Annotated in this window: 27 protein-coding genes; 14 read left to right on the top strand and 13 right to left on the bottom strand. The window is 39.5% G+C overall.

The window, feature by feature from the left end; translation table 11 throughout:
- Positions 1 to 21 precede the first annotated feature (21 nt).
- From QFZ72_RS24540 to QFZ72_RS24510, 7 genes are all read right to left on the bottom strand, one after another.
- On the bottom strand, positions 22 to 1,110 hold the full coding sequence (locus tag QFZ72_RS24540; protein WP_307438663.1) for an NAD(P)/FAD-dependent oxidoreductase: 1,089 nt from the start codon (positions 1,108 to 1,110) through the stop codon (positions 22 to 24).
- Positions 1,100 to 1,423: a (2Fe-2S)-binding protein gene (locus tag QFZ72_RS24535; protein ID WP_307438661.1), complete on the bottom strand. Its 324-nt coding sequence runs from the start codon at positions 1,421 to 1,423 to the stop codon at positions 1,100 to 1,102. The genes QFZ72_RS24540 and QFZ72_RS24535 overlap by 11 nt, the downstream gene beginning before the upstream one ends.
- 13 nt (positions 1,424 to 1,436) lie before the next feature.
- A complete protein-coding gene (locus QFZ72_RS24530; RefSeq protein ID WP_307438658.1) occupies positions 1,437 to 2,243 on the bottom strand; it encodes an ABC transporter permease in 807 nt (268 codons plus the stop codon).
- Positions 2,240 to 3,157: an ABC transporter permease gene (locus tag QFZ72_RS24525; protein ID WP_307438656.1), complete on the bottom strand. Its 918-nt coding sequence runs from the start codon at positions 3,155 to 3,157 to the stop codon at positions 2,240 to 2,242. The genes QFZ72_RS24530 and QFZ72_RS24525 overlap by 4 nt, the downstream gene beginning before the upstream one ends.
- Positions 3,158 to 3,165: 8 nt before the next feature.
- Entirely contained in the window at positions 3,166 to 4,239 is a 1,074-nt protein-coding gene (locus QFZ72_RS24520; RefSeq protein ID WP_307438654.1) for an ABC transporter ATP-binding protein, read from the bottom strand.
- A 15-nt stretch (positions 4,240 to 4,254) separates the two neighbouring features.
- Entirely contained in the window at positions 4,255 to 5,337 is a 1,083-nt protein-coding gene (locus QFZ72_RS24515) for an ABC transporter substrate-binding protein (protein ID WP_307438652.1), read from the bottom strand.
- A 202-nt stretch (positions 5,338 to 5,539) separates the two neighbouring features.
- Positions 5,540 to 6,259, bottom strand: a complete 720-nt coding sequence (locus QFZ72_RS24510; protein ID WP_307438649.1) for a GntR family transcriptional regulator — start codon at positions 6,257 to 6,259, stop codon at positions 5,540 to 5,542.
- A 643-nt stretch (positions 6,260 to 6,902) separates the two neighbouring features.
- Between QFZ72_RS24510 and QFZ72_RS24505 the strand changes: the two genes are divergently transcribed.
- The 4 genes from QFZ72_RS24505 to QFZ72_RS24490 all read left to right on the top strand — a co-directional run bounded on the left by QFZ72_RS24505 (position 6,903) and on the right by QFZ72_RS24490 (position 9,586).
- Positions 6,903 to 7,373 (top strand): FixH family protein, encoded by a 471-nt coding sequence (locus QFZ72_RS24505; RefSeq protein WP_307438647.1) that lies wholly within the window; start codon positions 6,903 to 6,905, stop codon positions 7,371 to 7,373.
- A gap of 168 nt (positions 7,374 to 7,541) precedes the next feature.
- Entirely contained in the window at positions 7,542 to 7,844 is a 303-nt protein-coding gene (locus QFZ72_RS24500) for a PadR family transcriptional regulator (RefSeq protein WP_307438645.1), read from the top strand.
- 4 nt (positions 7,845 to 7,848) lie between these two features.
- Positions 7,849 to 9,012 (top strand): chromate efflux transporter, encoded by a 1,164-nt coding sequence (chrA, locus tag QFZ72_RS24495; RefSeq protein ID WP_307438643.1) that lies wholly within the window; start codon positions 7,849 to 7,851, stop codon positions 9,010 to 9,012.
- 46 nt (positions 9,013 to 9,058) lie between these two features.
- The gene (locus QFZ72_RS24490; protein WP_307438641.1) at positions 9,059 to 9,586 is read left to right on the top strand and encodes a YfiT family bacillithiol transferase; all 528 of its coding nucleotides are present in this window, start codon (positions 9,059 to 9,061) and stop codon (positions 9,584 to 9,586) included.
- A 201-nt stretch (positions 9,587 to 9,787) separates the two neighbouring features.
- On the opposite strand, the gene QFZ72_RS24485 is transcribed toward QFZ72_RS24490, so the two are convergent.
- The 4 genes from QFZ72_RS24485 to QFZ72_RS24470 form a co-directional block, all read right to left on the bottom strand.
- A complete protein-coding gene (locus QFZ72_RS24485) occupies positions 9,788 to 10,654 on the bottom strand; it encodes a DUF6612 family protein (protein WP_307438639.1) in 867 nt (288 codons plus the stop codon).
- A 209-nt stretch (positions 10,655 to 10,863) separates the two neighbouring features.
- Positions 10,864 to 11,829, bottom strand: coding sequence for a cation diffusion facilitator family transporter (locus tag QFZ72_RS24480; protein WP_307438638.1), 966 nt, complete (start codon positions 11,827 to 11,829; stop codon positions 10,864 to 10,866).
- 60 nt (positions 11,830 to 11,889) lie between these two features.
- A complete protein-coding gene (locus tag QFZ72_RS24475) occupies positions 11,890 to 13,014 on the bottom strand; it encodes an AI-2E family transporter (protein ID WP_307438634.1) in 1,125 nt (374 codons plus the stop codon).
- Between the two features lie 187 nt (positions 13,015 to 13,201).
- Complete coding sequence (locus tag QFZ72_RS24470) at positions 13,202 to 13,573, bottom strand: DnaJ family domain-containing protein (RefSeq protein ID WP_307438632.1); 372 nt, start codon at positions 13,571 to 13,573, stop codon at positions 13,202 to 13,204.
- Positions 13,574 to 13,971: 398 nt separating this feature from the next.
- Here QFZ72_RS24470 and QFZ72_RS24465 point away from each other — a divergent pair, with 398 nt between their 5' ends.
- The 6 genes from QFZ72_RS24465 to QFZ72_RS24440 all read left to right on the top strand — a co-directional run bounded on the left by QFZ72_RS24465 (position 13,972) and on the right by QFZ72_RS24440 (position 19,492).
- A complete protein-coding gene (locus QFZ72_RS24465) occupies positions 13,972 to 15,441 on the top strand; it encodes a potassium/proton antiporter (RefSeq protein ID WP_307438631.1) in 1,470 nt (489 codons plus the stop codon).
- 167 nt (positions 15,442 to 15,608) lie between these two features.
- A complete protein-coding gene (locus tag QFZ72_RS24460; protein ID WP_307438629.1) occupies positions 15,609 to 16,382 on the top strand; it encodes an HD-GYP domain-containing protein in 774 nt (257 codons plus the stop codon).
- 71 nt (positions 16,383 to 16,453) lie between these two features.
- Positions 16,454 to 17,059 carry a DedA family protein gene (locus QFZ72_RS24455; RefSeq protein WP_307438627.1) on the top strand — a complete coding sequence of 202 codons (606 nt, stop codon included), beginning with the start codon at positions 16,454 to 16,456 and terminating at the stop codon, positions 17,057 to 17,059.
- Between the two features lie 258 nt (positions 17,060 to 17,317).
- A complete protein-coding gene (locus QFZ72_RS24450; RefSeq protein ID WP_307438625.1) occupies positions 17,318 to 17,890 on the top strand; it encodes a copper resistance CopC family protein in 573 nt (190 codons plus the stop codon).
- Positions 17,891 to 17,895: 5 nt separating this feature from the next.
- Positions 17,896 to 18,969 (top strand): copper resistance D family protein, encoded by a 1,074-nt coding sequence (locus QFZ72_RS24445; protein ID WP_307438624.1) that lies wholly within the window; start codon positions 17,896 to 17,898, stop codon positions 18,967 to 18,969.
- Between the two features lie 64 nt (positions 18,970 to 19,033).
- Positions 19,034 to 19,492: an OsmC family protein gene (locus QFZ72_RS24440; protein ID WP_307438621.1), complete on the top strand. Its 459-nt coding sequence runs from the start codon at positions 19,034 to 19,036 to the stop codon at positions 19,490 to 19,492.
- A gap of 78 nt (positions 19,493 to 19,570) precedes the next feature.
- Here the strand turns inward: QFZ72_RS24440 and QFZ72_RS24435 are convergent, their stop codons facing one another.
- Positions 19,571 to 20,140 carry a thioredoxin family protein gene (locus tag QFZ72_RS24435; protein WP_307438619.1) on the bottom strand — a complete coding sequence of 190 codons (570 nt, stop codon included), beginning with the start codon at positions 20,138 to 20,140 and terminating at the stop codon, positions 19,571 to 19,573.
- Positions 20,141 to 20,544: 404 nt separating this feature from the next.
- Between QFZ72_RS24435 and QFZ72_RS24430 the strand changes: the two genes are divergently transcribed.
- The 4 genes from QFZ72_RS24430 to QFZ72_RS24415 all read left to right on the top strand — a co-directional run bounded on the left by QFZ72_RS24430 (position 20,545) and on the right by QFZ72_RS24415 (position 24,226).
- Entirely contained in the window at positions 20,545 to 21,633 is a 1,089-nt protein-coding gene (locus tag QFZ72_RS24430; RefSeq protein WP_307438617.1) for a mechanosensitive ion channel family protein, read from the top strand.
- Between the two features lie 58 nt (positions 21,634 to 21,691).
- Complete coding sequence (gene proC / locus QFZ72_RS24425; RefSeq protein WP_307438615.1) at positions 21,692 to 22,519, top strand: pyrroline-5-carboxylate reductase; 828 nt, start codon at positions 21,692 to 21,694, stop codon at positions 22,517 to 22,519.
- 446 nt (positions 22,520 to 22,965) lie between these two features.
- Positions 22,966 to 23,853: a YitT family protein gene (locus QFZ72_RS24420; RefSeq protein ID WP_252203755.1), complete on the top strand. Its 888-nt coding sequence runs from the start codon at positions 22,966 to 22,968 to the stop codon at positions 23,851 to 23,853.
- A 262-nt stretch (positions 23,854 to 24,115) separates the two neighbouring features.
- Complete coding sequence (locus QFZ72_RS24415; RefSeq protein ID WP_307438612.1) at positions 24,116 to 24,226, top strand: YhdX family protein; 111 nt, start codon at positions 24,116 to 24,118, stop codon at positions 24,224 to 24,226.
- Positions 24,227 to 24,870: 644 nt separating this feature from the next.
- Here QFZ72_RS24415 and QFZ72_RS24410 read toward each other — a convergent pair.
- Positions 24,871 to 25,914: a ribonucleotide-diphosphate reductase subunit beta gene (locus QFZ72_RS24410; protein WP_307438610.1), complete on the bottom strand. Its 1,044-nt coding sequence runs from the start codon at positions 25,912 to 25,914 to the stop codon at positions 24,871 to 24,873.
- Between the last annotated feature and the right edge of the window lie 15 nt (positions 25,915 to 25,929).

Raw genomic sequence — 25,929 nt, 5'->3', positions numbered from 1 at the left:
CTAGTCACGTATTCAATTTATCTATGAGATAAATTGATCTTTAAGCATAGGGTTTGCAAAATTTTCAATATGCTGATTTCTTTCCTGCAAGATTTCCGTATTTAGTTTTGTTTCGAGTAGCTCTAACTCTTCCCAAAGGGAAAGCCTTATTTCCTCAGCAACCTCTTTGCTTATTGCCTGTAAGGCTTCACATACACTGACACCAGCTATCATACCGGTTACTAGCAGTACTCCTTGTGAGCTGATACCTGCTGCATTTCCGGCTAAAAAAACATCTTCGCGATCTGTTTGGAAACGTTTATTATATTGCGGGATCCAGCCGCCAAGCTTTTCCTGATAACTGAACGAACATCCTAATTGATAAAAAGAATCAAGAATCGGCGTTCTCCCGCCATCGATACAAGCCAAATCGATCTTTTCTGTTAAAATTCCATCCTGGAGCTGAATCTCAATTTCTTCAAGCTGCCCATTTCCTCTCGCTTCTTTTATAGAAGAGGTTAAATAAAATGGAACTCCGCATCTTTCCACTTGCTCTATTTTTTCCTTGTCTCTGGCAGTAACCTGAGGCTGACTTTCAACAATTCCCCTAATGTTCACGCCTGCTTCTAAGAGCTGAAGAGCAACTTCCATCGCAAAGTCACTTGAACCAACAATGACCGCTTCCTTGCCGGGCAGAACAAAGTCCCGGTTGATTAAGGTTTGAGCTGCACCAATAGTTATTACCCCTGGAAGGGTCCATTTCGGAAAAGGAACGGCGCTTTCAGCTGCTCCAGTAGCAACGATTATTTTCTTTGCTTTCACTGGAAAAACATTCTGTTCATCCGTAATACCAACACTTCCATCTGCATATAAGCCAATCACCCTATGTTCGAATAAATAACGAATAGGAAATTCCTTTAAATGTTCTTTTAATTTTTCAGCCAATTCAAAACCCCGCATTGGATGATAAGAGGAGGGCAATGATTGTATGATTTGCGTTTGCTGGATTAGCTGTCCTCCTGCTGAAATGGATTCATCTACGATGGTTACATCAATACCTTTTGATGCCGTTTCGTATGCGGCTGCAAGGCCTGCAGGTCCGGCTCCGATGATGAGAACATCAGTCTCCATGGTCATCACACCTTACCTCTGGGTCCTCTAGATTTGGATATATTTCCATTCCTTCTTCAACCCTTTTTAAGCAAGTGCGTACATGTTCCTCTCCATTCACAGTCATATAGCAGCTGCAGCATCTGCCCCGGGAACAAAAAAGGCCTCTTGCTTGGATTAGGTTTCGGCTTAGACCGAATTTTTTTACTCCATTAGCTATTAAGGCTGCTGCAACCGTCTGCTGTTTATATGCCTTAAATTCTTTATTATTAAAATAGATCGTTATAGGCTTTGTCAGTTGTTTCCCTAATACGGGATGATTTTCAATATGCATAAAAACACCCTTCTTATTGTTTTTTCGATGCAAAGACCTTTCCTACACCTAAAACCCTTTCAATGACAAGCATTAGCACGATGGTTAATAAAATCATAATACTTGATACAGATGTGATGATTGGATCATATTGGTATTGCATGTAAGTATAGATTCGAACCGGCAGCGTAACGACATCGGTACTTACAATAAATAACGCTACTGTTAAATCATCAAATGAAGTGATAAATGCAAAGATGGCACCTGCGATTACCCCGGATTTAATAACAGGAAGAGTAATTTGAAAAAACACTTTAAAATGCCCTGCCCCTAAATTCATGGCAGCTTGTTCTATGGAGCGATCAAAGCCTGCCAAACTTGCAACAACTAACCGCATAACGAAAGGTACTGTTAGAATAATATGTCCTATTATTAAAGCAAGAGGACTTGCGGCCAAACCTATCCAAGAATAAAACTGGAGAAGGGCCACTCCAAATACGACGGATGGTATTAAGAGAGGTGATCCAACTAATTGGACAATGGCTGTTTTCCCTTTAAATTGACGCCGGGCAACAGCGATGGATGCCAGCGTACCGATTGCAGTTGCGATAATTGAAGTGCCAACTGCCACAATTATACTCAGCACCAAAGATTGCATAAATTCGGGATGTTCGACAAGCTCAACATACCACTTGAGTGTTAATCCTTTCGGCGGAAAAACAATATATTCAGTGGTTGTTAACGAAGACATTAATACCACGACAATAGGTGCAAGTAAAAAGACATATACTATGAAACAAACAAAATTAAATAGAAATTTTGGCAGTTTCTTTTTCCTCATTGAATTGCCACTCCTTTTTCCGAACTGGCAAGAATTTTGCTATAAGCGATGATCGTAATCGTCGCAATAATGATTAATAGGAAGCCAATTGATGCTCCATATGGCCAGTTCAGCATAACGGCAACCTGCTCATATGTTAAATAGGACATTACTTTCACCTGTGGACCGCCAAGGATAGCAGGTGTAACAAATGAACTTACGCTTAAACTGAATACCATAACAGATCCGGCAAAAATTCCAGGTAATGTTAAAGGCAGTAAAACCGAAAAGAATGTTCTAAATGAGCTTGCCCCAAGATTTTGTGAGGCTCTTATAACGGATGGATCGATTCTTTCAAGCGAACCCATGATACTTAACACCATATATGGCAATAACACGTGTACCATTCCGATAATCACACTTAACTCCGTATACAGTAAAGTTAAAGGCTGGTCAATCCAACCCAGATTTATCAACGTATTATTCACCACACCGTTATTTGATAGTAAAATAACCCAGCCATAGCAGCGGATGACCATACTAATCAACAGTGGTGATAGTACAAGCAATGTTAAATAATTTTTTATTCTTCCACTTGCTCTTGAAATTTGAAATGCCACGGGGTAAGAAATGATGATTGAAGCCAATGTTGTCAGCAAAGCGATTTTTACTGTTCTCCAAACGACGCCTAAGTAAAAAGGGTCCGAAATGAATTTGATATAATTTTGGAAGGTCCATTCACTTCCAATACCACTGCCGGCATCGAACGTCTTAAAACTGGTGATAAAAAGGAAAAATAAAGGAAGTAAAAAGAAAAAGATGAAGATTCCAAGAGTAGGAACCAATAATAGCCACGTATCAAGGCGTTTCCTGGTTATATTCTTTTTCTTCTGTTTTAGTAATATATCTTGTTCCATTCCGATAGGGGTTTGCATTTGATCTGTCACCTCACCTTTCTGGAAGGTAATAAATCTTCTGGATTCCAAATAGCAAATACGTTGTTTCCCTCCTGAATTTGATTAGGATTTAATACTGTATTTGATATATCTGCAACTAGCTGTTTATCTTGTGCTTTTAAAATATATCTTGTCTTAGCACCCAGGAACATCTTCCTTTCGACTTTCGTCGGAAAACCCGCATTATCAGAGGGAACTACTAAAGAGATTTGTATTTTTTCAGGTCTGATAAAAAACTCAACCTCTGAATTCTTCTTTGAATTGACCGAAACAATCTGTTCATGACCGAAAAAGTGCATTTTGCATTTATTATCTTCATAGATTTCCAGCACTTTTCCCTGAATTTGATTTACTTCTCCAATAAATTGGGACACAAAATCTGTTTTCGGATGATTATATATTTCGGCAGGGGTGTCAACCTGTTCAATTCTCCCTTCATACATAACCGCTATCCGATCCGATATCGCAAGTGCCTCCTCTTGGTCATGTGTAACAAATATAGTGGTAATTCCAACCTTCTTTTGAATATCCACAATTTCTTCACGCATTTCCTGGCGAAGTTTTGCATCGAGATTACTTAATGGTTCATCAAGTAACAGTACTTTCGGCTTGATTACTAAAGCTCTTGCCAAGGAGACACGCTGCTGCTGCCCGCCAGAAAGCTCTTTTGGATAACGTTTTTCAAAGCCTGATAATCGGACCATTTCCAATGCTTCAAACACACGCTTATTCAATTCGCTTTTTCCGACTTTCCGAAGTTTCAGCCCATATGCCACATTATTGAAAACAGTCATATGAGGAAATAAAGCATAGTTTTGAAAAACCATGCCCATTTCTCTTTTATTTGGAGGAATCAGGTGAACGGGTTTCCCATCCACCTTGATCTTTCCGCCATCCACATCCAAAAATCCCGCAATCATATTTAAGGTCGTTGTCTTTCCACAGCCAGATGGTCCAAGAAAGGACATAAGTTCCCCTTTCTGGATCTCAAGACTTAACTTTTTTACCACTTCTGTTTTATTAAATGTTTTTAACACATTTTCAAGGCTTAAATAACTCATCGTATCACCTCTTCGTTAGTGGGCTACTTCAATTTCTTTGTTTGCCTTTTCAGTCCACTCCGCTCTTTTTTTATTAACAACTTCCCAATTCACCTTTATAAGTTTTGCAATTTGGTCTTCGCCATAAATGACCTTATTAGTAATATCTCCCTCTAATTTCACGTTTTTATTAACCGGACCATCAAACAATGAATTAGCAAATAAAGTCTGTGCTTCTTCATCTAAAATAAAATTGACAAATTTCTGCGCAAGTTCTGCATTTGGTGCATCCTTAATTACACTAATAGTTGGCATCAGTGCAGGAACACCCTCTTCAGGTACCACATACTCGATTGGAAAACCTGTGTCTTGCAGAGTGAATACACGGCTGCTGCCCCAAACACTTGCCACAGCCTGACCCTGCATAAAATAGTTGGAAACGTCTGCCGTCTTATCAAATGTGACTGCATTTTTGGCGATTTCTTTTAATTTTTCAAAACCCGGCTCAATATTTTCTTCACTGCCGCCGTTGGCAATAGCGGTCATGAGAAGCATATGAACCCCGTAAGTATTTGCAATCGAAGGAAGTACAAGTTTCCCTTTAAACTTAGGATCAGCCAAATCATTCCAAGATGTTAATGGCTCCCAGCCATTTTGCTCAAAGAATTCTTTGTTATATGCAAGGCCCGTCGAAATGATTCCAAAACCGACTCCAACATTATCTTTGTCCTTTGCGATGTCGTATACATTTTCTAAATTAGTAACTACTTCCTTATCTAAAGGTGCAAGTAAGCCAAAGGCTTTTGCTTGTGCTTGCGGACCATCATCTAAAAATGCAACATCAATTTGCGGATTGTCCTTTTGAGCTTGCAGCTTTGATAAAGTATCAACCGAACTTCCTGTAATATACTTAACCTTTACGTCATGTTCCTTTTCAAATTTAGGGATAAGAACCTCTTTCATCTTTTGTTCATAGCTACCGCCGTAGGCAGCCAAAACTAATGTTTGTCCATCTTTCTCTTTTGAGCCTTTATCTGAGGTTCCTGCTTGACTACTGCAACCAGAAGCTATGGCTAGCAATAAACAAATTAATACAGAAAAAAAGGTTTTTCTTTTCATCATTTTTCCCCCTCAACAATTTAACTTGCATTACCTGCACATAAAAAGCTGATCGTGATGAAGAATGGTAGATTTTCACTCCTTCTTGAAACTATTAATTTATATTATTATAATATTATAAATTATCAGACAATGATGATTAAAAAAATATAATATTATAACTTTATATTTTTGAAAGTGTATGTAAATAGAATTAACTTTTTTAAAAATGGACTTCTGTATAATAAGTTTCCTTATCTTGCCGTATATAAAATTTAGAGTACTCGATAATCTCTTCTTGTTTTGTATAGGTAAACCTTTCCCATTCAAAAACGGCGCTGCCAGGTTCAACATTCAGCAGTTTCGCTTGTTCATTAAGCGCAATGAACGGTTTAATAAAAGCCTTGGCTCTACCTAATGCAATATTAAATTTGCCTTTAAGTAAATTATAAATTAGTTCATTGTTTATATCATCTGGTGTAAGGCCGGGGCATTTTGCTGCTGGAAGATATGTATATTCAAGCGCTTGCGGTTCACTATTTTCGGTTTTTAAGCGTTTTATCTTAATCACTTGTGAGTCTTTTTGGAGATTCATTTTCTCTGCAATCTCGATTCCCGCATCCTCAATAGAAAAACTAATCAATTCATGCGGATGCTCTTCTTCAGAATCAGTTGTTAAAGAAATAAAAGAATTGATATCCTGTTCTTTTACAGCCCCCGAGACAAAAGTTCCCTTGCCTCTTTGCCTAAAAAGATATCCTTTATTTACAAGCTCAATTACGGCCCGTTTAACTGTAATGGTACTAACATCAAAAAGGTCAGATAATTCTTGTTCAGTTGGTAATTGACTCCCGACTTCCCAATGACCTGATGTTATTTTCTCCTCTAAAACGTGTTCCACTTGTTTGTAAAGGGGAATAAGCTGGTTTTTATCTATCTGCATTTTAGTTCTCCTTATAATATTATAACTTTATAATTTAAAAATTATCTCTTTTAAAGATAAATGTCAATATATTTAGAATATTTATTTTATAATTTTTATATAGTCTTTAAAATCGAATACCAATGTTAGGAAGTCTTGGACCAACAGAATATATTTCTGTGTTTGTTGTAATTATTCTTAGTTGGAAAAAGGGGAAAGGCTGGAGATGAGGACAACTTTGTCCTTGCAGAAGCGTCCTGTTCAGCAGAAGCAGTTGCCGGAAGGATAAAACAACGGAAAGCTGTTCTATCCAAAGGCAATATAGTTTCTTGAAGCCTATCAAAACATATTTTTTTAGCTCTTTGCAAAGGTAACTTTATAACATAAAAGAAAAGGAACGGCACTCATTTCAAGAGACATCTATACTTACACAAAAGAAGGGGCAAAGCTGATGATAAAGCATAATTGGATGGAAGAACCACCGCAGTGTTAACGAAAAGCCGCTGGAATGCGGCTTTTATTATTGGAGTTTATTCTAAGCGAATCCTAAAAGGGTGCATTCTTCGTTCTGACATTGGAAAGAAGCTTTTTGACTGTTATGGGATAAAGCGGTTACAATAGTTATCGTGTATATACTGCTTCTTAATAGGAGAGGAAATATGAAATGAATCGAATACTAGCAGCTTTATTTTTATTAGCCGGTGTAATGCTTGCCTCGGCCTGCTCGATGGACTCCGGTGATAACTCAGCTGAAGGTTCTTTAATGGTTAACGCTGATATAAGACTGCCTTCTGAAATCAGCAAAAATAAAGAAGAAACGCTCTCTGTCGCTGTAACACAAGGCGAAGATGCAGTAGATGATGCTTCCGGCGTGGAATTCGAAATATGGAAAGCTGAAAGTAAAGAAGATAGCGAAATGATCAAAGCGGTACATAAAGGCAAAGGCATCTATGAAATCAAGAAAACGTTCAGCGAAGATGGCATATATTTTGTTCAAACACATGTGACCGCCCGTGACATGCACGTTATGCCAAAAAAAGAATTCACAGTAGGGGAAGTTTCTAAAGAAAAGGCTGAAAAAGCGAAAGAACCTGAAAAGACAAAAAATGCAGAAGATGATCATAGTCATCACTAGGAGGCCAGGGCTGATGCTCTGGTCTCTTTTGTATTCTTAAAAAAGTTAAAAAGAGGCTTTTCGCGGTTAACCTTTTTATCATTCAACCTTTACATAGAATTAATAATTATTTGTTATATTATTGTTAAGCAATATCGAAATCCGATATTAAGGAGGCGCATCTTATAATTGCGTGAATTCATTCTTGGAGCCATTAAAATTCACATTCTGTATCATGCGAAAATCGAGCCGATTTACGGTTCATTCATGATTGAGGAATTGCACAGCCACGGCTATGAAATTGGACCGGGCACTCTATACCCGTATCTGCACAACCTTGAGAAAGCTGGATTCCTTACTAGGGAAGATAAAAAAGAAAATGGGCGGATCCGCAAGTACTACAGCATAACAAAAGAAGGGGAGGAAGCATTGGAAAAATCAAAAGTGATGCTGAGAGAGCTTGCCAGAGAAGTCTTAAAGGAGGAATGGTGAAAAAATGTTTAAAACGTGGCTTGAAATCCTGCTTGTGTCTACTAAGCTTGGGCTGACGTCATTTGGCGGTCCTGTTGCACATTTAGGTTATTTCAGAGATGAATATGTAAAGAAGAGGAAGTGGCTTGACGAACGGGGCTATGCTGATTTAGTGGCCTTGTGCCAGTTCCTTCCGGGTCCGGCGAGCAGTCAGGTCGGAATCTCAATTGGCATAGTCCGGGGCGGCATGGTAGGAGGATTTTTATCATGGTTTGGATTTACGATTCCTTCTGTCATTGCCCTTATCTTATTTGCTTATTTTGTAACAGGCTTTCAGGCGGAAGATTCAGGATGGATCGATGGTCTGAAGATTGTTGCCGTGGCAGTTGTTGCGCAGGCCATTTTGGGCATGGGGAAAAATCTGACTCCGGACAGGCCGAGAATTACAATGGCCATTATTGCTGCTGTTTGTGCCCTTTTCTTTCCAACCGCACTTGGGCAAATCGCTATTATATTAATTGCAGGCGCTGCTGGATATATGATGTACAAAAATAAAGAGGTTTCAAAGGCAGAAAAGTTGAATATATCCATAAGCAAAAAAACAGGTATCATAGCCTGGGTTTTATTTTTGGGGCTGCTGATTCTTCTTCCGGTGATCAGGCAAGTGTTCCCCTCTATATGGACGGCTATCTTTGATACCTTTTACCGTGTTGGTTCAATCGTATTTGGCGGGGGACATGTCGTGCTTCCGATGATTGAACGGGAAGTCGTGCCGCAAGGATGGATAAGCGAAGAGATCTTCCTTGCCGGTTATGGAGCTGCACAGGCAGTACCGGGACCGCTGTTTACTTTTGCAAGTTATCTGGGTGCATCGATCAATGGTGTATCAGGTGCAATCGCTGCAACAGCAGCAATGTTTTTACCGTCGTTTCTGCTCGTCGTTGCCATGCTCCCGTTTTGGAATACGCTAAGAGAAAAAAGCAGCGTACAAGCCGCATTAATGGGAGTGAATGCTGCTGTTGTCGGTATTCTGCTTGCAGCGCTTTACAATCCGGTATGGATAAGTGCAATCAAAACGACCGGCGACTTTGCCCTCGCTTTAATAGCATTTGCGCTTCTTGTCTACTGGAAGCTCCCGCCTTGGCTCGTGGTTCTTGCAGGGGCTGCCGGGGGAGTTCTCATTCAATAACCTGGATAATAAATAGAAGAGAGAATAATTGGAGAGGGATGATAAAATGCAAGATTTAAAGTATCCTATTGGTCTTTTTTATGCACCTGAAAAAATAGAAACAATCCATTTGAAAGGCTGGCTTGATGAACTGGCTGCAGCGCCCTCAAGATTAAAAACAGCTCTTTTGGATTTATCAGATTTACAGCTGGATACCCCTTATCGTGAAGGAGGGTGGAGCGTGCGCCAGGTAGTTCATCATTTGGCAGACAGTCATATGAATGCTTATATAAGAATAAAACTTGCCTTAACAGAAGAGAACCCGGTTATTCGTCCATATGAGGAAAAGGCATGGGCAGAATTGGAAGATTCAAAGCATGGGGAAATGGAGGTGTCGCTCGTATTGCTTGAGCATTTGCATAAACGCTTGGTCATGCTTGCATCGTCTCTCTCTGAATCTGATTTAAACAGGACATTTTATCACCCTGCGAATAAAACCTCCGCTACACTGGCTGAAACACTGGGTGTTTATGCGTGGCATGGGAATCATCATATTGCTCATATTGAGAGCCTTAGAAAAAGAATGGGCTGGTAAGTAAACAGGAGATCTCGACTGAGAGATCTCCTGTTTCATTAATCATGTAGATATGGGCTAAACGGGCGGTTCCGCTTTTCTAATTGTCCAGCTCCACCGCCCAACCCCTCGGTCAGAACAGATTCCCCCAAAAAGTCAAACCCCGACTTTCCGGGTGAATCCTTATCTGCCTGTCGGGGCTAAACGGGCGGTTCCGCTTTTCTAGGCAGCAGGATCAACCTCAACTGCTTCATTTAACACTTCTTCAGGAATAGAGAAGTTCTTAAGCTCATTCATTTCTGAGAATTCAGACGTGATCGTTTGCTGCATTTCGATCTTCTGTTCATTTTCAGTAATGAACATTTTAATGTCCATTTTTAATGATTTTGGGAAATAGGTTTCTTTGTCAAGCGTGTACGTATAATCAATTTGCTCAATGTCCATTTGCTCCAATGCTGCCTGCATAGAAGGATCAGAGCCCATCATATTCCCTGTAAGACTCATCAGTTTTTCACCATTGCCTTTAACATTAAATATATATTCACTTTCGGTTTCTTCCATCTGGATATCATCTGCCATTTGTTCCAGCTGTTTGATTTGCTCAGCAGGAGTCATCGTTTTCTGCTGATTCATCATTTCACCCATGCCTGGTCCAGCCTGCTTCATTTTAACCCATCCGCCTGACTGCACATCTTTTATGTAAATGAATTCCTTATCCATATACATATCAATTGTATTCGTTTGTCCTTCTGCTTCCATTTGCATCGTCTGCTGCATGATAAGAGGCTCAACATTTGTTTTTGTCTGCATATCTGCATTTGTCTCCATCGTTCCTTCTTCAGATGTCATAATCATTTTCATTGTGCCGTCCATAGCGAAATTTTTAAGCTCAGCAGATTTTTCACTTGCTGCTGCCAATACTTCCTGAGATGTTGCATTTTTGTCAGTTTCACTTGTTTCTTTGGTTTCAGCTTCCGTTTCAGCAGTCTCTGAAGCTTTATCTTCTTTTTCTGTAGTAGCGGTGCTTTGACCGCATCCAGCTAAAAGCAATGCAAACAATAAACTGATAATCCATCCTGATTTTTTCAAAATTAACGAGCTCCTCTCCAATTTGGTGAATCAAGGTGTACACTTTCTTAAACGATTAAAACTAAATAAAGTTTCACTTTTTTTCCATAACCCCATATTTGTATTTGGAAAACATTTGAACCATCCGTTTAGTATCCAGTTTTAAACGCTTTAAAAAAAATGACAAACAAAAAAAGACCATTTAAAAATGGTCTTCTTTATCTAAGCTTTTATTCAGTTTCATTCATTCCCCATGTTTTCACTCCGTCTGATTCGAAAATGCCAAGTGTGACATCTGCAATATCAGGATCGGTATATAAGTGATCCTTCACCCGGATTTTAATATCATCTGCAACAGCTAGAGATAACCCGGGTTTTAGTTCCAAATAGCTTTCAACATGGTATTTGCGCCCCTCCTGAAGAATACGGAGATTTTTAATGTCTTCAACGTCAGGGTCAGATAGAATCATTTCTGCAATTCGGTCCTCGACATCTTTTGGAGCAGCAACTCCGATTAATCCAATTGTATTTTCATAACCGATTTTAACGGCAATGCCTATCAGCAATACTCCAATCAGCAGAGTACCTACACCATCTAAAACGTAAAGACCGGTGAAATAAGATACTACGATTGATACAAGAGCTAATAATGCACCAAATGTAGCAATGATGTCTTCGTAGAAAACAAGTCTTGTTGGCGGCGAAGCAAGACTTACATTTTTAAATGCATTTGCTGCAACAGCAAATCCTTTTGCTTCTGTTCTTGTCTCATGTGCAATTTCTTTCATTGCTTTAATAAGAATGAGACCGTCAATGATAACGGCGATAACAAGGATTCCTGCATTTAACAGGATATTTGTGGTTGCTTTAGGGTGCTGAATCAGCTCCCAGCCTTTATGAAACGTTTCGTATGCCATAATGGAGATCACGATAACCGCAATCAAGACGAAGAGATTCACCACACGTCCGAATCCGGTTGGAAATCGTTTTGTCGGAGCTTTTTCAGCAAGAGCGCTTCCGATAAAAACAAACCCCTGGTTAATGGCATCTGCTGCTGAATGCAAAGTGGTGGCATACATGGTTCCATTCCCGCTTATAAAAGCGGCGATTCCTTTAATAATCGTTAATGCCGTATTCCCGAGAGCTGCAATGCCTGAAGATTTATTTCCCTTTTTAAGAAGCTGAAAAAACGTCATATGCCCACCTGCCAAATCATGATTATTTTACTGCTGTTACTATCCTTCAAACTGCTGAAATTACTCAATTTCAATGTCGATATTCGTGTTTTGGATTGGATCGAGCCGCTCTTTCCGGAGAAGGTAAAGTCTGTAAGAATGGCTGCATATGACCTTCAATATGGCGTAGGTCGGAACGGCAAGAAGCATTCCAAGCAATCCGCCCATGCTTCCTGCAACAATCAGGAGCAAGATGATAGTTAAAGGGTGAATATCAAGTCTTTTGCCCATGATCAGCGGAGAAGAAACATTGCCGTCGATTTGCTGAACAATAATGACGACTATGAGTACTTGTACAACCATAAAAGGTGAATCCAGGAAGCCTACAATTACAGCAGGGATTACTGCTATAAACGGTCCAAGGAATGGAATGACGTTTGTCAGCATCGCAAACATCGCAAGCAGAATGGAATAATCAAGTCCAATGATTAAGTAACCTATGTACATCATTACACCAACGACAAGACTGACAAGAGCCTGTCCCTGAATGTACGAGCTAAGGGCATGATCCATATCTTTTAAAATGAGCTTCGCTTCGTTTGCCTTTGTATAAGGTAAAAAGCGCAAAACTTGTTTTGGTGCATATTCACCATCTTTCAGCAAATAAAAAACAATAAACGGCACGGTTACAAAGATTGTTGCAATGCTTGTCAGAATGCCGATGAAATTAGAAACACGGCTGCCGATATTGCTTACATTTGCCTGGAAATAATCTGTAACAGAAGCTGTCATCTTTTCAAATGTCAAAATATCATTCTGTTCAAACCGGGCAAACCATTTATTTTCTCTAAGAGCGAGAAGGTTATCCTGCAGGGTTTGCACAATCTGAGGAAAGTTTTTGATCAGTTCTTGAAATTGTTTCTGAATAGCCGGTCCGATCAAGAATACGACCAATGTTCCAAGGCCAATAACGAGCAGATAAATAATGATGATCGAGATGGTATTCGGAACGCCTTTTCTTCCTAAAAATCGCACGATCGGACGAAGTAAATAAAAGATGATCCCTGAAACCAAAAACGGGAAAAATAAGGTCGTGAATATGATTTCAAGCGGTCTGAAAATGAAATCTACTTTAGTCGACAGCAGAATAATCGTTAAAAAGATAATGATTCCATAACCAATTTTAAAAATGCGGTCCTTCGGCAAATGACATGCACCACCTTTTGATGTATTTCTCACTTACATGAGTTTGCGGAGATTTGCCATATGTAGCTTTTCCCATATGGGGAAAAGGTGAAACAAATTGTTTTCATTATATCATGCCATAGCCCTGTCTCACTTACTCGTTACGATAATGCAGCAGGCTTCGCCATGACATTCCAGTATGAATCTGTTATTCCCAAAGTTTGTAATGTTTTTCAAGCTCATTAAGAGATAGTAAGTTTTTCTGCAGGGCTGCGGGACAAGAACGGTTATATTTCATAATTTCCTTATTAATTTGCTCAGCTTCTGTTATACGTTTTTCATCATCAGTGAGTTTCATCAATTTTTCTATGCGCTGCTTAATTTCTTTTTGCATTTTAATCCATGCAGGGAGGTAGTTTGCGTTTTTGACAATTTTCGTGAAAATATCCCCCTCTAGAGCGCTTTTTGGAAGTGGCTTACCCATGCCCGGCAATTTTTCAGCTCCGCCTTTTTTTTCATAATCCTTATATATAGAACTCATTAAATCTCTGTTTGCTATATCCTCATTGCTCTTCTTCAAAAAAAGTTCCCCCTATTGTTTATTTATAAGGATAACTTCTTGATGAATTTGGAAAGTCCTGTAAGGATTTTAGTCAAATTTGTGTAAAAGAAAAACCTATCATAAAAGATAGGTTACAGGGGGGCGGTGTTTAAGATTTGAACATAGGCGACATCATTGTTCAGATGAATTCTGTTTGGATAAAAAGATGTTATTAGTTTTCTTTGTTGTTTCCCTCAGATTCATTCTATAAACCATTATATAGGAGGAAGAAACATCCATGGACTTTCATTCGGAAAATCTTTTTCCTCAGGCCAATTTCTAGACGATAGGCTGAATGCTGAGATAAAATAGACTTATTCCTCTATTAAGTCTCTTCAAAACGTTGTGTCAAAATGAAACTGTGAGGTGATGCAGTATTGTCGTTTTCTGTTGATCATATCATTTTAATTTTAGCTGTTCTTCTAACAATCGGTGTTATGACTGCAAAGTTTTCCTCTCGGCTTGGTTTGCCTTCCCTGGTTTTTTTTATTGTTGTCGGTATGGTGCTCAGCAATTATATTTATTTTGATAATGCAAAGCTTGCCCAGTTATTCGGAATTATTGCCCTGGTGATTATTATTTTTGACGGGGGATTACAGACAAAATGGGTAGATGTCAGAAAAATTCTTGTGCCATCATCCATGCTTGCTACAATCGGCGTTTTTATAACGACGATCATAATCGGCGTATTTGCAAAATTCATTCTCGATTTAACCTGGCTTGAGGGGTTATTGTTTGGAGCAATCGTTGGATCAACTGATGCAGCAGCAGTGTTTGCTGTTCTCGGCAACAAAAACATCAGAAAGAAGTTGACGTCTACTCTGGAGGCTGAATCTGGTACGAATGATCCAATGGCCGTATTTCTGACAGTAACGATCATTCATTTGATTGGGCAGCCAGATACGAGTTTTATTGGACTTGTCTTAAGATTCTTCTGGGAGATGGGCTTTGGTCTTGCAGCAGGTTTACTCTTCGGAAAGCTTGCAGTGTGGACCATTAACAAAATAAATTTGGATTCATCCGGGCTATATCCGGTTTTATCGCTTGCCTTTGCCATTTTAACTTACAGCTTAACCACGTTCGCACACGCAAGCGGACTCCTTGCTGTTTATGTCATGGCTGTCATAGTCGGAAATTCAGATTTAACCTTCCGCCATTCGATCATTCGTTTTAATGAAGGCTTTGCTTGGATGATGCAGATTTTAATGTTTATATTACTTGGCTTGCTTGTGTTCCCGAATCAGCTTTTGGACATCGTTTGGGAAGGTTTGCTGCTGTCAGTGATCTTAATGATAGTGGCGCGTCCAATAGGAGTCTTCATCAGCATGTTTGTATCTAAGTTTTCCGTAAAGGAAAAACTGTTTATTTCCTGGGCGGGATTAAGAGGAGCGGTTCCGATCGTTCTGGCTACTTATCCGATGCTTTCAGGACTTGAGAACAGTCAGCTGATCTTTAATGTCGTTTTCTTCGTTGTCCTGACTTCGGCGCTGCTTCAGGGTGCGACGCTTACCCCTCTTGCCAATAAGCTGAACCTGTCAGAAAGCAAGAAAAATTCAGTGCCCCATACCCTTGAATTAATCTCGATCGGCAAAACTAATAATGAGATGATTGAGCTTGAGGTTGGGGAAGGCGCCACTGTTTCAGGAAAAGAATTAAAAGACATTGAGCTGCCGAATGATGCTTTAATAACGGCTGTTATAAGAGATGAAAAACTTCACACTCCGAGAGGAGATACAAATATTTTTTCAGGTGATACTTTATATATTCTCGTCTCCAAGAAAAACCGGGAAAAGATTAAAACGATTTTTCAGGGAGAAAACGTGGAGAGTGCCAGTAATTTTGAATGAATATAGATGTGGAAAGTGATGCAGCACAAGCTGCATCGTTTTTTTATTGGGTCATTTAAATTCAGGGCAGTTACATCAATACGGTAAAACAGGAGTCGGCAGAATTAAGTCTGCTGCTGAAAAATGAAGGAACAGAAATTCTCTTTCAAAGCATAGTGAAGGTTCGCATGTTCTACATTTATCCAGGAGAAAAGAGAGACTCCTTTGAATTTTATTACATCATTAAAGGGGAAGTTCTCTTTGAGGAGAATAACGAAAGCAAAGTACTGAAGGAGAAAGATTACTTCTATGTTCAGGACTTGAAAAAACCAATCTTTTTTAAAGCTTTAACCGATTTAGAACTGCTTTGGTTTATTACAGAACCGGCATTTGATGATTTAAGCGACGAAATAGAGAAATGGACAAGTATGGTACAAAAAGTAGAACAAAAGGATCGCTACACATATAATCACAGTATGCGGGTTCAGGAGTATTCCATTAAGATTGCCAAAGAGATGGGACTTGATAAGAAGAGGCTTGAGAATCTCTATGTTGCATCGCTGCTTCATGATATCGGGAAAATTAACGTAAGGGCTGAGATCTTAAATAAACCTGACAAACTAACTGATGAGAAATTTTCTAACATAAAGAAGCATCCCGCAGACGGAGCTGATATTTTAAAACATCAGAAAGGTGTAAGTGATATCATTCTTCAGCATCATGAAAAGTTAGATGGTTCAGGCTATCCTTTTGGACTGAAATCGGAAGAAATCCTGCTGGAATCAAAAATCGTGACAGTAAGTGATACATATGATGCGATGACACAGGATCGCGTTTACCGGAGTCCGCTTAGTGCAGCCGAAGCGGTACGGGAACTGAAGAAATGGAGCGGAATTCATTTTGATCAAGGGATCGTGAATACATTCATTTCCATCTTGAAAAAAGACGGTAAAATTGACTAAGGCATCTTTCTATTCTAACGCTTATTATCTTAGTATAATGGAACATACATAAAGATGAAGGCAGTGAGAAAATGGAGATTTCGGAGATACTTGTTTTTATAGAGGAGTATGGCTACCTTGCCCTGTTTGTAATGCTTTCTGCCGGAACCTTTTTTATTCCTCTTCCGAATGAAGTGATTGTTATGATGGGCGGATTTGCTGCATCTCATGGGATTCTGCACCCTGTACCTGCCTTTTTTTCATCCTATTTTGGGATCATGACGGCACTTACCTTCTGGTTTTTAGTTGGGAAAAGCTTTGGGGAACTGGCTCTGTCTTTTTTAGTCAGAAGAAAAAGAGCGCAGCGCAGGTTTATCAAATTTCAGCAATTATTTGCAAGACATGGCGATTATACACTAGGCATGACCTATTTTTTCCCTCTGCTGCGGCATCTCGGTCCAGTCCTCGCAGGCATGAATAAATTAAAGTTCTGGAAATTTGCTCTGCTGGCATATGGTTCATCCTTTTTGTGGGCCATTCTCTTTTTTTGTATGGGCAATAAATTCGGCTCTTCCATTGTAGCAGTAAATGGGTATCTTACTAGATTTGGACCATTTTTTATCGGAGTTGGATGTATTCTTTTTTTGTCGATTATTTTTATTAGATATTACCGAAGAAAGAAATTGAGATCACACTAAAAAGTATGCATTGAAAAAGCCATTCAGACAAGCAATCAAATAAAGAAAGACAAAGACAATCAGTTTTTAAAATAACGATAATAAACAATTGCAGATAACTGCTGAAAAACTCGGGTCGTTGTATTCCCGGGTTTTTTTTTATTAGAAGGGAACATTTTAAAAGGCAGTGTTTAGAAAACTGTCGAATTTCTGCGAAAGGGAAGGTGACGGATCATGTTAAGATGAAATTAGAATGTAACTATAGAAAGGAATAATGATATGAAAAAGATACTCACTCTATTAGGAATGCTCGTTTTACTTATTTTGCCGAATACAGCTTTTGCTCATACACATATGACTTCTTCAACTCCTGAAGAAGGATCAACAGTAACGAAACCAATGAAAGAAATTAAGTTAACCTTTGATACAGCGATTGAGTCATTAAGTACAATTTCATTAACTAGAGATGGTGCTGAGGTTCCTCTGAACGTGAAGGCTGAAGGAGAAACACTTAAAGGTATTTCATCAAGTGAACTCGAAAATGGATTATATACAGCTGACTGGAAAATTATTGGAGAAGATGGACATGAGATGGAAGGCACTCTCGCCTTTACGGTTCAGCAAGAGGTCAAGGAAGAAGAGCCTCAATCATCAAAGGAAGACGAATCAGCTGTAAATGAGGATGAGGATAATCAGAAAGCTGATAATGAAAAGGCAGCACAATCAGATGAACAAACAGAAAATGCGGAATCAGAGCAGGCTATGAACAGCCCGGTCATGACGACTATTCTAGTTGCTATTGGTGTCATTGCCGTTATCGGTATTGTTTTCTTAATGAAAAAGAAAGGCTGATCAGCATGGCTTATCTCATACCGATTGGAGAAGGGATCACGTATGTTCTCTTCTCTTTCTTAATTGGGCATGTTGTCCTGCAGTTTGTCAAAAAAGACAAGAAACCTGATATTCGAATTCCAAAACCATTTTTGCTTCTAACTGTTTTGCTGATCGTTGTTTTTTCATTTCTGCCGGTATTAAAAATTATCCTGAGTTTTTATCATATGGCCGGTCTCAGTCAAACGATACAATCGGTATTGGCTGATTTTCAGGCAGGTCAATCGTGGTTAATGACGGCAGCCGCCGCAGCATGTCTATGGATTGCCATTTATTTGGATGGTTCTAAATATTTTCAGGGTGTACTTTTACTTTTCATGATTGTAGCTTTGGGATATGCAAGCCATGCTGCATCATTATCCTTCTGGCCGGGGATCGCATTTCACAGCATTCATTTTCTTTCCGTCACATTGTGGACGGGAGTATTGCTTCATACAGCTTGGTTTTCAAAAAAAACATCGAATTGGCAGGCTTTACTGAGCTGGTTTACGCCGTTTGCGCTCGTATGTATGACAGTTTTGACTGCAAGCGGGTTGATCGTCATGACATTTGTCGTTGATCTGAATGATTACGTCCATTCATGGAGCTTATCTTATGGACAAGTAATTCTATTAAAACATATAAGTATAGTCCCGCTGCTGTTATTTGCTTTTTTGAATGGCTTTGTAGGCAAAAGAACAGGTCATATCCAGACTCTTGTCTGGGTAAGAGCCGAGAGCATTGTCGTCATGATCATTTTCTTCCTAACAGGAGTATTAGGAACACAGGCTCCGCCGCATGATGTCAACACAACACTTCGTTCAGACGGTGCTTCGCCTTTATTTGAATTCATTAAGGGCTTAAAGATCGAGGCGCCAATTGAAATCGGATTTGCATACTCACTGAATGGAATGCTGCTTTTTGTTTTTGCAGCCCTTTTTCTTGGCATGATCGTGATCAGTTTCATTAAAAAAAGAAATGCATATGCTGCTTGTGCATTTGCGGTATTATTCATTGTTTCTGCTTATCTTGCTTTCATGGCGAATGTTGCTGTGAGTTAATTAAGTATGCCGATCATAAGACAACTTTCTAACGAGGATATACTAAAGTAAAGGAGGGATTCTCATGCCGGAACATTCTTTTCATTTAAAAGCACATTGGCCTGGCCTTAGAAACGACGTCGGAGAAATCGAAAGCGGGAATTTAAAGACACAGGTGTCGATTCCGCCGGAGATGGAAGGTCCTGGTGTTGGAACAAACCCTGACGAAATGCTCCTTGGAGCTGCTGCAACCTGCTATATCATCACACTTGCAGCTATGATGGAGCGCAGTCGATTGGACAAAGAAGACCTTACCATGACATCAGAGGGAATGGTCGATGTAACTAAAGGTGTGATTACGTATAAAAAAATCATTCATCGGCCTGTCATTGTGTTAAAAAGCACAGCAACTGTCAATGATGAAGAGCTTGCAAGAAAGCTTGCAGAGCGGGCAGAGAGCTCCTGTATGATCAGCCGTGCGATTAAAGGCAACGTTGAAATGGGTCTTGAAGTGAGCATTATTAAAAAAGCAGTCACCTCCTAGAGGCAACTGCTTTTTTTAGATTGAACACAAGATTCAAGTGTTGAAGTCAGATTTGTATCTTATATGCAGTTTTTCTGATTAAACGTGTAATCTCTTCTTCTTAAGCGTGGTAATAATGCTGTATGAAACTTCTTTCCACAGCGATTCGTCTTCTTTATAGGATGCTGTTAATGTTTGAATCATTTCTGATTGCTTTGCTTTGAATTCAGGGTCCTCTTTATCCGGCAGCGGTTTTCTTAAACGGTCAACGAGCTGCTGGATTTTTGGAGCGCGGGGTCCCCAGACAGCTTTTTCGTTTCCTTCTTGATCGATGAAAATAAAGATGGGGATTGCACGTGATGTACCGTTTGTTAAATATTGATCCATTAGCTCCAAGTTAGAGTCGCGCAGCAAAAAGCGGACGTCCATTCCTGCCTCTTCTGCAATTTTTAATAGAATGGGGTTGTTCAGCATAGCATCCCCGCACCAGTCCTCTGTCAGAACAATGACGCGAAGGGATTGATTGCGGATGCTCTCAAGAATGGATACATCGTCTTCATCTAATGAAAACTTCTGGTAGATTGCGTTCATTTCTTCTTTATTTACATTCATTTTTTCGATATATTCCTGTGCAGTTAATCCTTTAGCGAACCACGTATTTAGTGACATATTTAAGACCTCTCCCGGGATTGATTTAATGATAACGGTATCAGAATCTCCTGTAAAAATCCAGAAAGTTGAACTGAGAATGTAAATTTACGAGTTATCTTTATAATGGAGCTCAGATTCATGTACAAGAATGACGCGTGAATAGCCTCTTGTTTTTAAAATCTCACAATATCCGCTTTCATATTTATGAAAAATAGTATAGGTTTCATTTTGGTAAATAACGTGGTCATGCATTTTTCTGCCGCCCTTCAATTTGTTTTGTTACAGGAAAGACGAAGGAAATACCCTCAAAGTTACCAGTTTTTATAAAATAATAGGGACCAAAAGACGATGAGGTTTTCGAATAGTTTAGTATAATAGTATTTTGTAAATACATAAGGTATACAGAGTAAGGAGAGAAGTCCATGATTGAAAAATATATGACAACGGAAAGTTTAATTGAAATTGCTGTAAGCATAGGGATTTTCGTGCTGTTTATGGTCCTTCGAAAACTTTTTACGAAATACGTATTCAAAATGATTTTGAAGTTCAGCAACAAAACACCGACTGATATTTTCAGGAATGTCCTGGTTGCCTATGAAAAACCGCTGCGCATGTTTTTTATCCTGATCGGTTTATATTTGGCCATTCTGTATTCGCCTTTTTTAGATAACCAAAGGGACGTTCTTAGTCAATTTTATCGTTCTTCCATTGTGCTGACGCTTGCATGGGGTCTTTACAATCTAACGGCATCTTCCTCGCTTTTATTTGACAAAGTGAATCGCCGTTTTGATCTTGAGATGGATGATATTCTTGGCCCCTTTTTATCCAAGGTTATGCGATTTCTTATTCTTGCGCTGACTTTCAGCATCATTGCTCAGGAATTTAAATATGATGTAAATGGTTTTGTGGCAGGGCTCGGACTTGGAGGCCTTGCATTTGCCCTTGCAGCGAAAGAAACGATCGGCAACTTTTTTGGCGGAATTATTATCATTACAGAAAAGCCGTTTACGCTAGGCGACTGGATTAAGACGCCAAGCGTTGAAGGGGTTGTAGAGGATATCTCATTCAGAAGCACGAGAATCCGGACATTTCCTCAGGCGCTTGTAACCGTGCCAAACTCCACTCTTGCCAATGAACCCATTACAAACTGGACGAAAATGGGGAAAAGGCAAATCCAATTTACTATTGGAGTGACATATGACACAACAGAATCTCAGCTTAAAACATGCGTGAAGAGAATTGAACATATGCTGTCTGAGCACGATGGGATTCATGATGACACAATCAATGTCATCTTTAATGCTTTTGGAGAAAGCAGCCTTGATATTTTCTTAAACTTCTTCACGAAAACAACGGCCTATGCAGATCATTTAAGTGTGAAGCAGGATATTAATTATAAGATCATGGCGATCCTTGAAGAAGAGGGCGTAGGTTTTGCATTCCCAAGCCGCACCATTTATGTGGAAGGCGCTAAGCAGGATGCATTTGAAAAAACAAAGCAGTACAGCTAGGAGCCGGTGTTAAGACACCGGTTTTTTTGTGTTCTCAAGTTTGATAAAATAACGATAGATGATAAAGAGAGGAAGAAGTTTATTGAAAAAAAGCACGATTTTATTTATTGGGGCAGGCCGAATGGCGGAATCCATCTTATCTGGACTTGTACAATCTCCAAACGTAAAAGACATTTACGTTTCGAATCATAGGAATAAGGAAAAGCTGATTTACCTTCAGAAAAAGTATCAGATAATCCCTTCTTTAAATTGGAGGGAAGATATTGAAAAAGCGGATATGGTTGTTCTTGCAATGCCGCCAGAGGTTCATTTGAGTTTATTGCAGGATATGAAGCCTTTCATTCATCATCATTTCGTTGTCACAATAGCTGCCGGGATCGGGCCTTCTTTCCTGGAAGAGCATCTGCCTGAGAATACGCCGGCTGCATGGGTAATCCCTAATACTGCATCAGAAATTGGCCAATCCATGTCACTTGTTTCATATGGAAAGGCTGTTCTTGATAATCATAAAAGCATGCTGAAGCAAGTGCTCGATGCCATTGGAGAAGCTGAGGAGTGTACAGAAGAACAGGTTCATCAATTAACAGCGATAACCGGAAGCGCCCCAGCCTTTCTATATGCATTTTCTGAGAGTCTGATTGAGCAGGCTGAGTCCTACGGCGTCTCGCATGAAACGGCTGTCAGGCTTGTCTCGCAGATGATGGCTGGCTCATCTTCTATGCTGAAAGCAAAGCTTGCGCCAAAAGAACTTAGAGAGCAAGTGACAACACCGGGAGGAGCTACAGCTGAGGGAATGAAAGTCCTTCAAGAAGGCGGGTTTGACGACTTGATAAAAAAAGCAGTCATTGCAACTAATAAAAAAGCAATGGGCAAATGGCAGGAATAAAGGAAAGAAAGAGAAGGTCAGGCGCGTTTCGAATTCTTAATGGTTGTTTCGCGCTTTCCCGTCCCGTTGCAGGCTGGGCAGGCTTTTTTGAAAAATGGAAGCTTTGACCTGATCTTTCCTTTTCCGCTGCATTTTACACAAATATTAATCATTTTCATTCGCATCACCGTCTGAATTTTCTTACTATTTATTTTATCACAAAATATCAGTTTAGAGTTAGTGTCAACCACCCTGAATAAGGGTGTTTTTTTTGTAATCAGTCATTTCAGCGATAGTCTGCACCTATATTTAGTTATAGGAAAGGAAAAAATTGCGCATTGATGTCCAGCTCCAGCGCCTAATCCCCGGTCAGAACGGCTCATCCAAAAAAGTCAAACCCGGACTTTTTCGTCGGATCCTTATCTGATAAACTAAATGAAAAAGAGTGACTAAAAGGAGGAGGATAAATGGAGCCCCATCAAATGTCCGTCATCAAACAGCACAAAAAGCTGCCAAAGGCTGAAATTGGCAAACGCATGGTGCTGATTTGTTTCGGTGCAGTCTTGATGGCAATAGGTCTGGAAATTTTCCTCGTCCCTAATCGTGTGATAGATGGCGGGATTGTGGGAATTTCTATTATCCTTTCTCATCTGACGAAAGTTAAGCTTGGTATTTACTTGTTTTTTCTGAATGTGCCCTTTTTCTTCATTGGGTATAACCAGATTGGAAAGACGTTTGCTCTTTCCACTTTGTTAGGTGTAGGAGTTATGTCTTTTACGACGGCTTTGCTTCATCCTGTTCCTGTTTTGACGGAGGATCTCTTGCTTGCATCTGTGTTTGGCGGAATTATACTTGGCATCGGAGTCGGTCTGGTCATCAGGTACGGAGGATCACTTGACGGTACAGAAGTTCTGGCGATTTTATTTAATAAGCAATCTCCTTTTTCCGTCGGGGAGATTATCATGTTTTTTAACCTGTTTATTTTAGGAAGTGCCGGTTTTGTATTTGGCTGGGACCGTGCAATGTATTCTCTTATTGCTTATTTCATTGCTTATAAAACGATTGACGTGGTCGTACAGGGACTTGATGAATCGAAATCGGCATGGATTATAAGCGAGAATCCGGATGAGGTGGGTCAGGCAATCTTAGCCCGCCTCGGCCGCGGAGTTACGTACTTGAACGGCGAAGGAGCGTATACTGGCGATAATAAAAAGGTCATTTTTTGTGTGATTACAAGACTGGAAGAAGCGAAGTTAAAATCAATTGTAGAGGAATTAGATCCTTCTGCTTTTTTAGCTGTTGCCAATATTACGGAAGTAAGAGGCGGCCGCTTTAAAAAGAAGAGCATCCATTAAAAGACATAGTTTTCAAAAATACTGCAGAATAACAAAAAAATTTACACTGGCAGCTAAGTAAAAAGACCCGAATTCTCTGTAGATTGTTAAATCGTGTCGCGCCGGACTCTTTCCATTACGAGAGTCGAAAATCTCCCTTAAAAGAACGATGTATTTTGCCCTTAACCTAGCTGCGATTAAAAATAAAGTCAAATAAATGGGGATAAATCATTATTTACTAAATTTTCAGATTAATTATGATATCAATAAAGGAGGAGATAAAATGGGTAAAGGAAGAATTCGTGTGGAAGAAAGTATTAAAGTGCAGACGGATGAAGAAATATACGAAGCAACTTTAATTGAAAAAGCGGAAGAGGAAGAAGTTAAACAGTAACCAGCCGTTTTAAGACACCGTGTGAACCCTTGATAATTTTGTCTCTAGTGAAAAAAGTATGGTTTTCTGGAGCTGATCCTGATTGATGGATCAGAGATTTAAGAACGAAGCGAAGAAGAAAGTGAAATGTTTATTACTCTGATCCTAAAGCTGCAGCAATAAAAGCAGAACAGCAGACTCATCATTACAATCGGGATATGAACAACTTTCATGGACAATAAATGGGGAGACTGTCTAGCGGGCAGTCTCTTTTTTAATTAGAGAAAGTAAACTCAAAATATACTGTTTGGGCAAATGAAAGAGAGAGTACGGTACACCGTATCCTCTTTTGATTGTTATTTGCGGCAGGCAAAAGAAAATAGCAGCTTTTCGTAACGATCGTACATGATTTCAAGAGCATCTTTATCTTTATTGCGGATTCTTTCGTACAATAAAGCGTCGTCGTTTCCTGTCATCTCCCAATCTCCTCTAATTTGATCAGACTTTCATAAATTAAAGGATATCATCAATAGCCGCGATTTGAAACGCTGGAGATGTCATTCATCGTATATAGGATAACGGATATAAAATGATTTTGTATCACTTTTTATTTACGGCAAAAAATAAACCGCCTGCAATAGACGGTTCATTCGTTTTGTTATAGGTTACAGGTCATCAAATCCGTTGTCGATGGAGTTAACTTTCGTATACTGCCGTGATTTTTGCTCAAAGAAATCAGACTTTCCGAGATCTACTTCTTCATAAGCTTTAATCCACTTCAGCGGATTGGTCCGGTTTTCCTCAAATGGGCGGTCAAAGCCAAGCTGATTGCACCTGACATTTGCATAAAATTTTATATAATCCTCAACGTCCTTCATATGAATTCCGTCTATTTTATTGCCTATGATAAAGCGTCCCCACTCAATTTCAAGAGCAGCAGCTTCCATAAAGGTTTCTTTGACAAAAGCTGCGAGTTCCTCTGTATGATATTCCGGGTACTCTCGCAGCACTTCTTTGAAGATTTTCACAAACAAATCTACGTGTATTTGTTCATCACGGTTAATGTAGTTAATCATCGTGCTTGTAGCGACCATTTTTTGATTGCGGGCAAGGTTGTAGAAATAAGCAAAACCTGAGTAAAAAAACAGACCTTCAAGAATGACATCATACACAATGGATTTAAGAAGATTGCTGACATTGGGATCCTCGGCAAAGTCCTGATACCCATTCGTGACAAACTCGTTCCGCTTTCTTAAAATAGGTTCGCTTCTCCAATATTCAAATACTTCATCCTGCACGTGCTTCGGAACAATGCTTGACAGAACATAAGAGTATGAATGATTATGGATGACTTCCTGCTGTGCGAGCATAATCATCAATGCGTTAATGCTTGAATCTGTTATATATTCTGAGACCTTTCCTGCATAATCGGTCTGGATGCTGTCAAGCAGTGCCAGCAGACCGATGATTTTCAGAAAAGCATCCTGCTCTTCTTGTGATAATTGGGGGAACTGCTTAATATCGCCGGACATATTAATTTCAAATGGTGTCCAGAAGTTTGCCAGCATTTTTTTATATTTTGCGTAAGCCCAGGGATAGGAAACGTCGTCCCAATTCAATACATTGGAGCTGCTGCCGTTAATAATGGCTGTGGACTTGTTTGGTGCCCCGGCATCCATAATTGACCTTGCTTTCAATGAATGTGTCATGATTTTTCTCTCCTT

Origin of the sequence: Bacillus sp. V2I10, assembly GCF_030817055.1 — a bacterium.
In the GTDB taxonomy this organism is placed as follows: domain Bacteria; phylum Bacillota; class Bacilli; order Bacillales; family Bacillaceae; genus Bacillus_P.
This window is presented reverse-complemented; position numbering and strand designations above follow the sequence as displayed.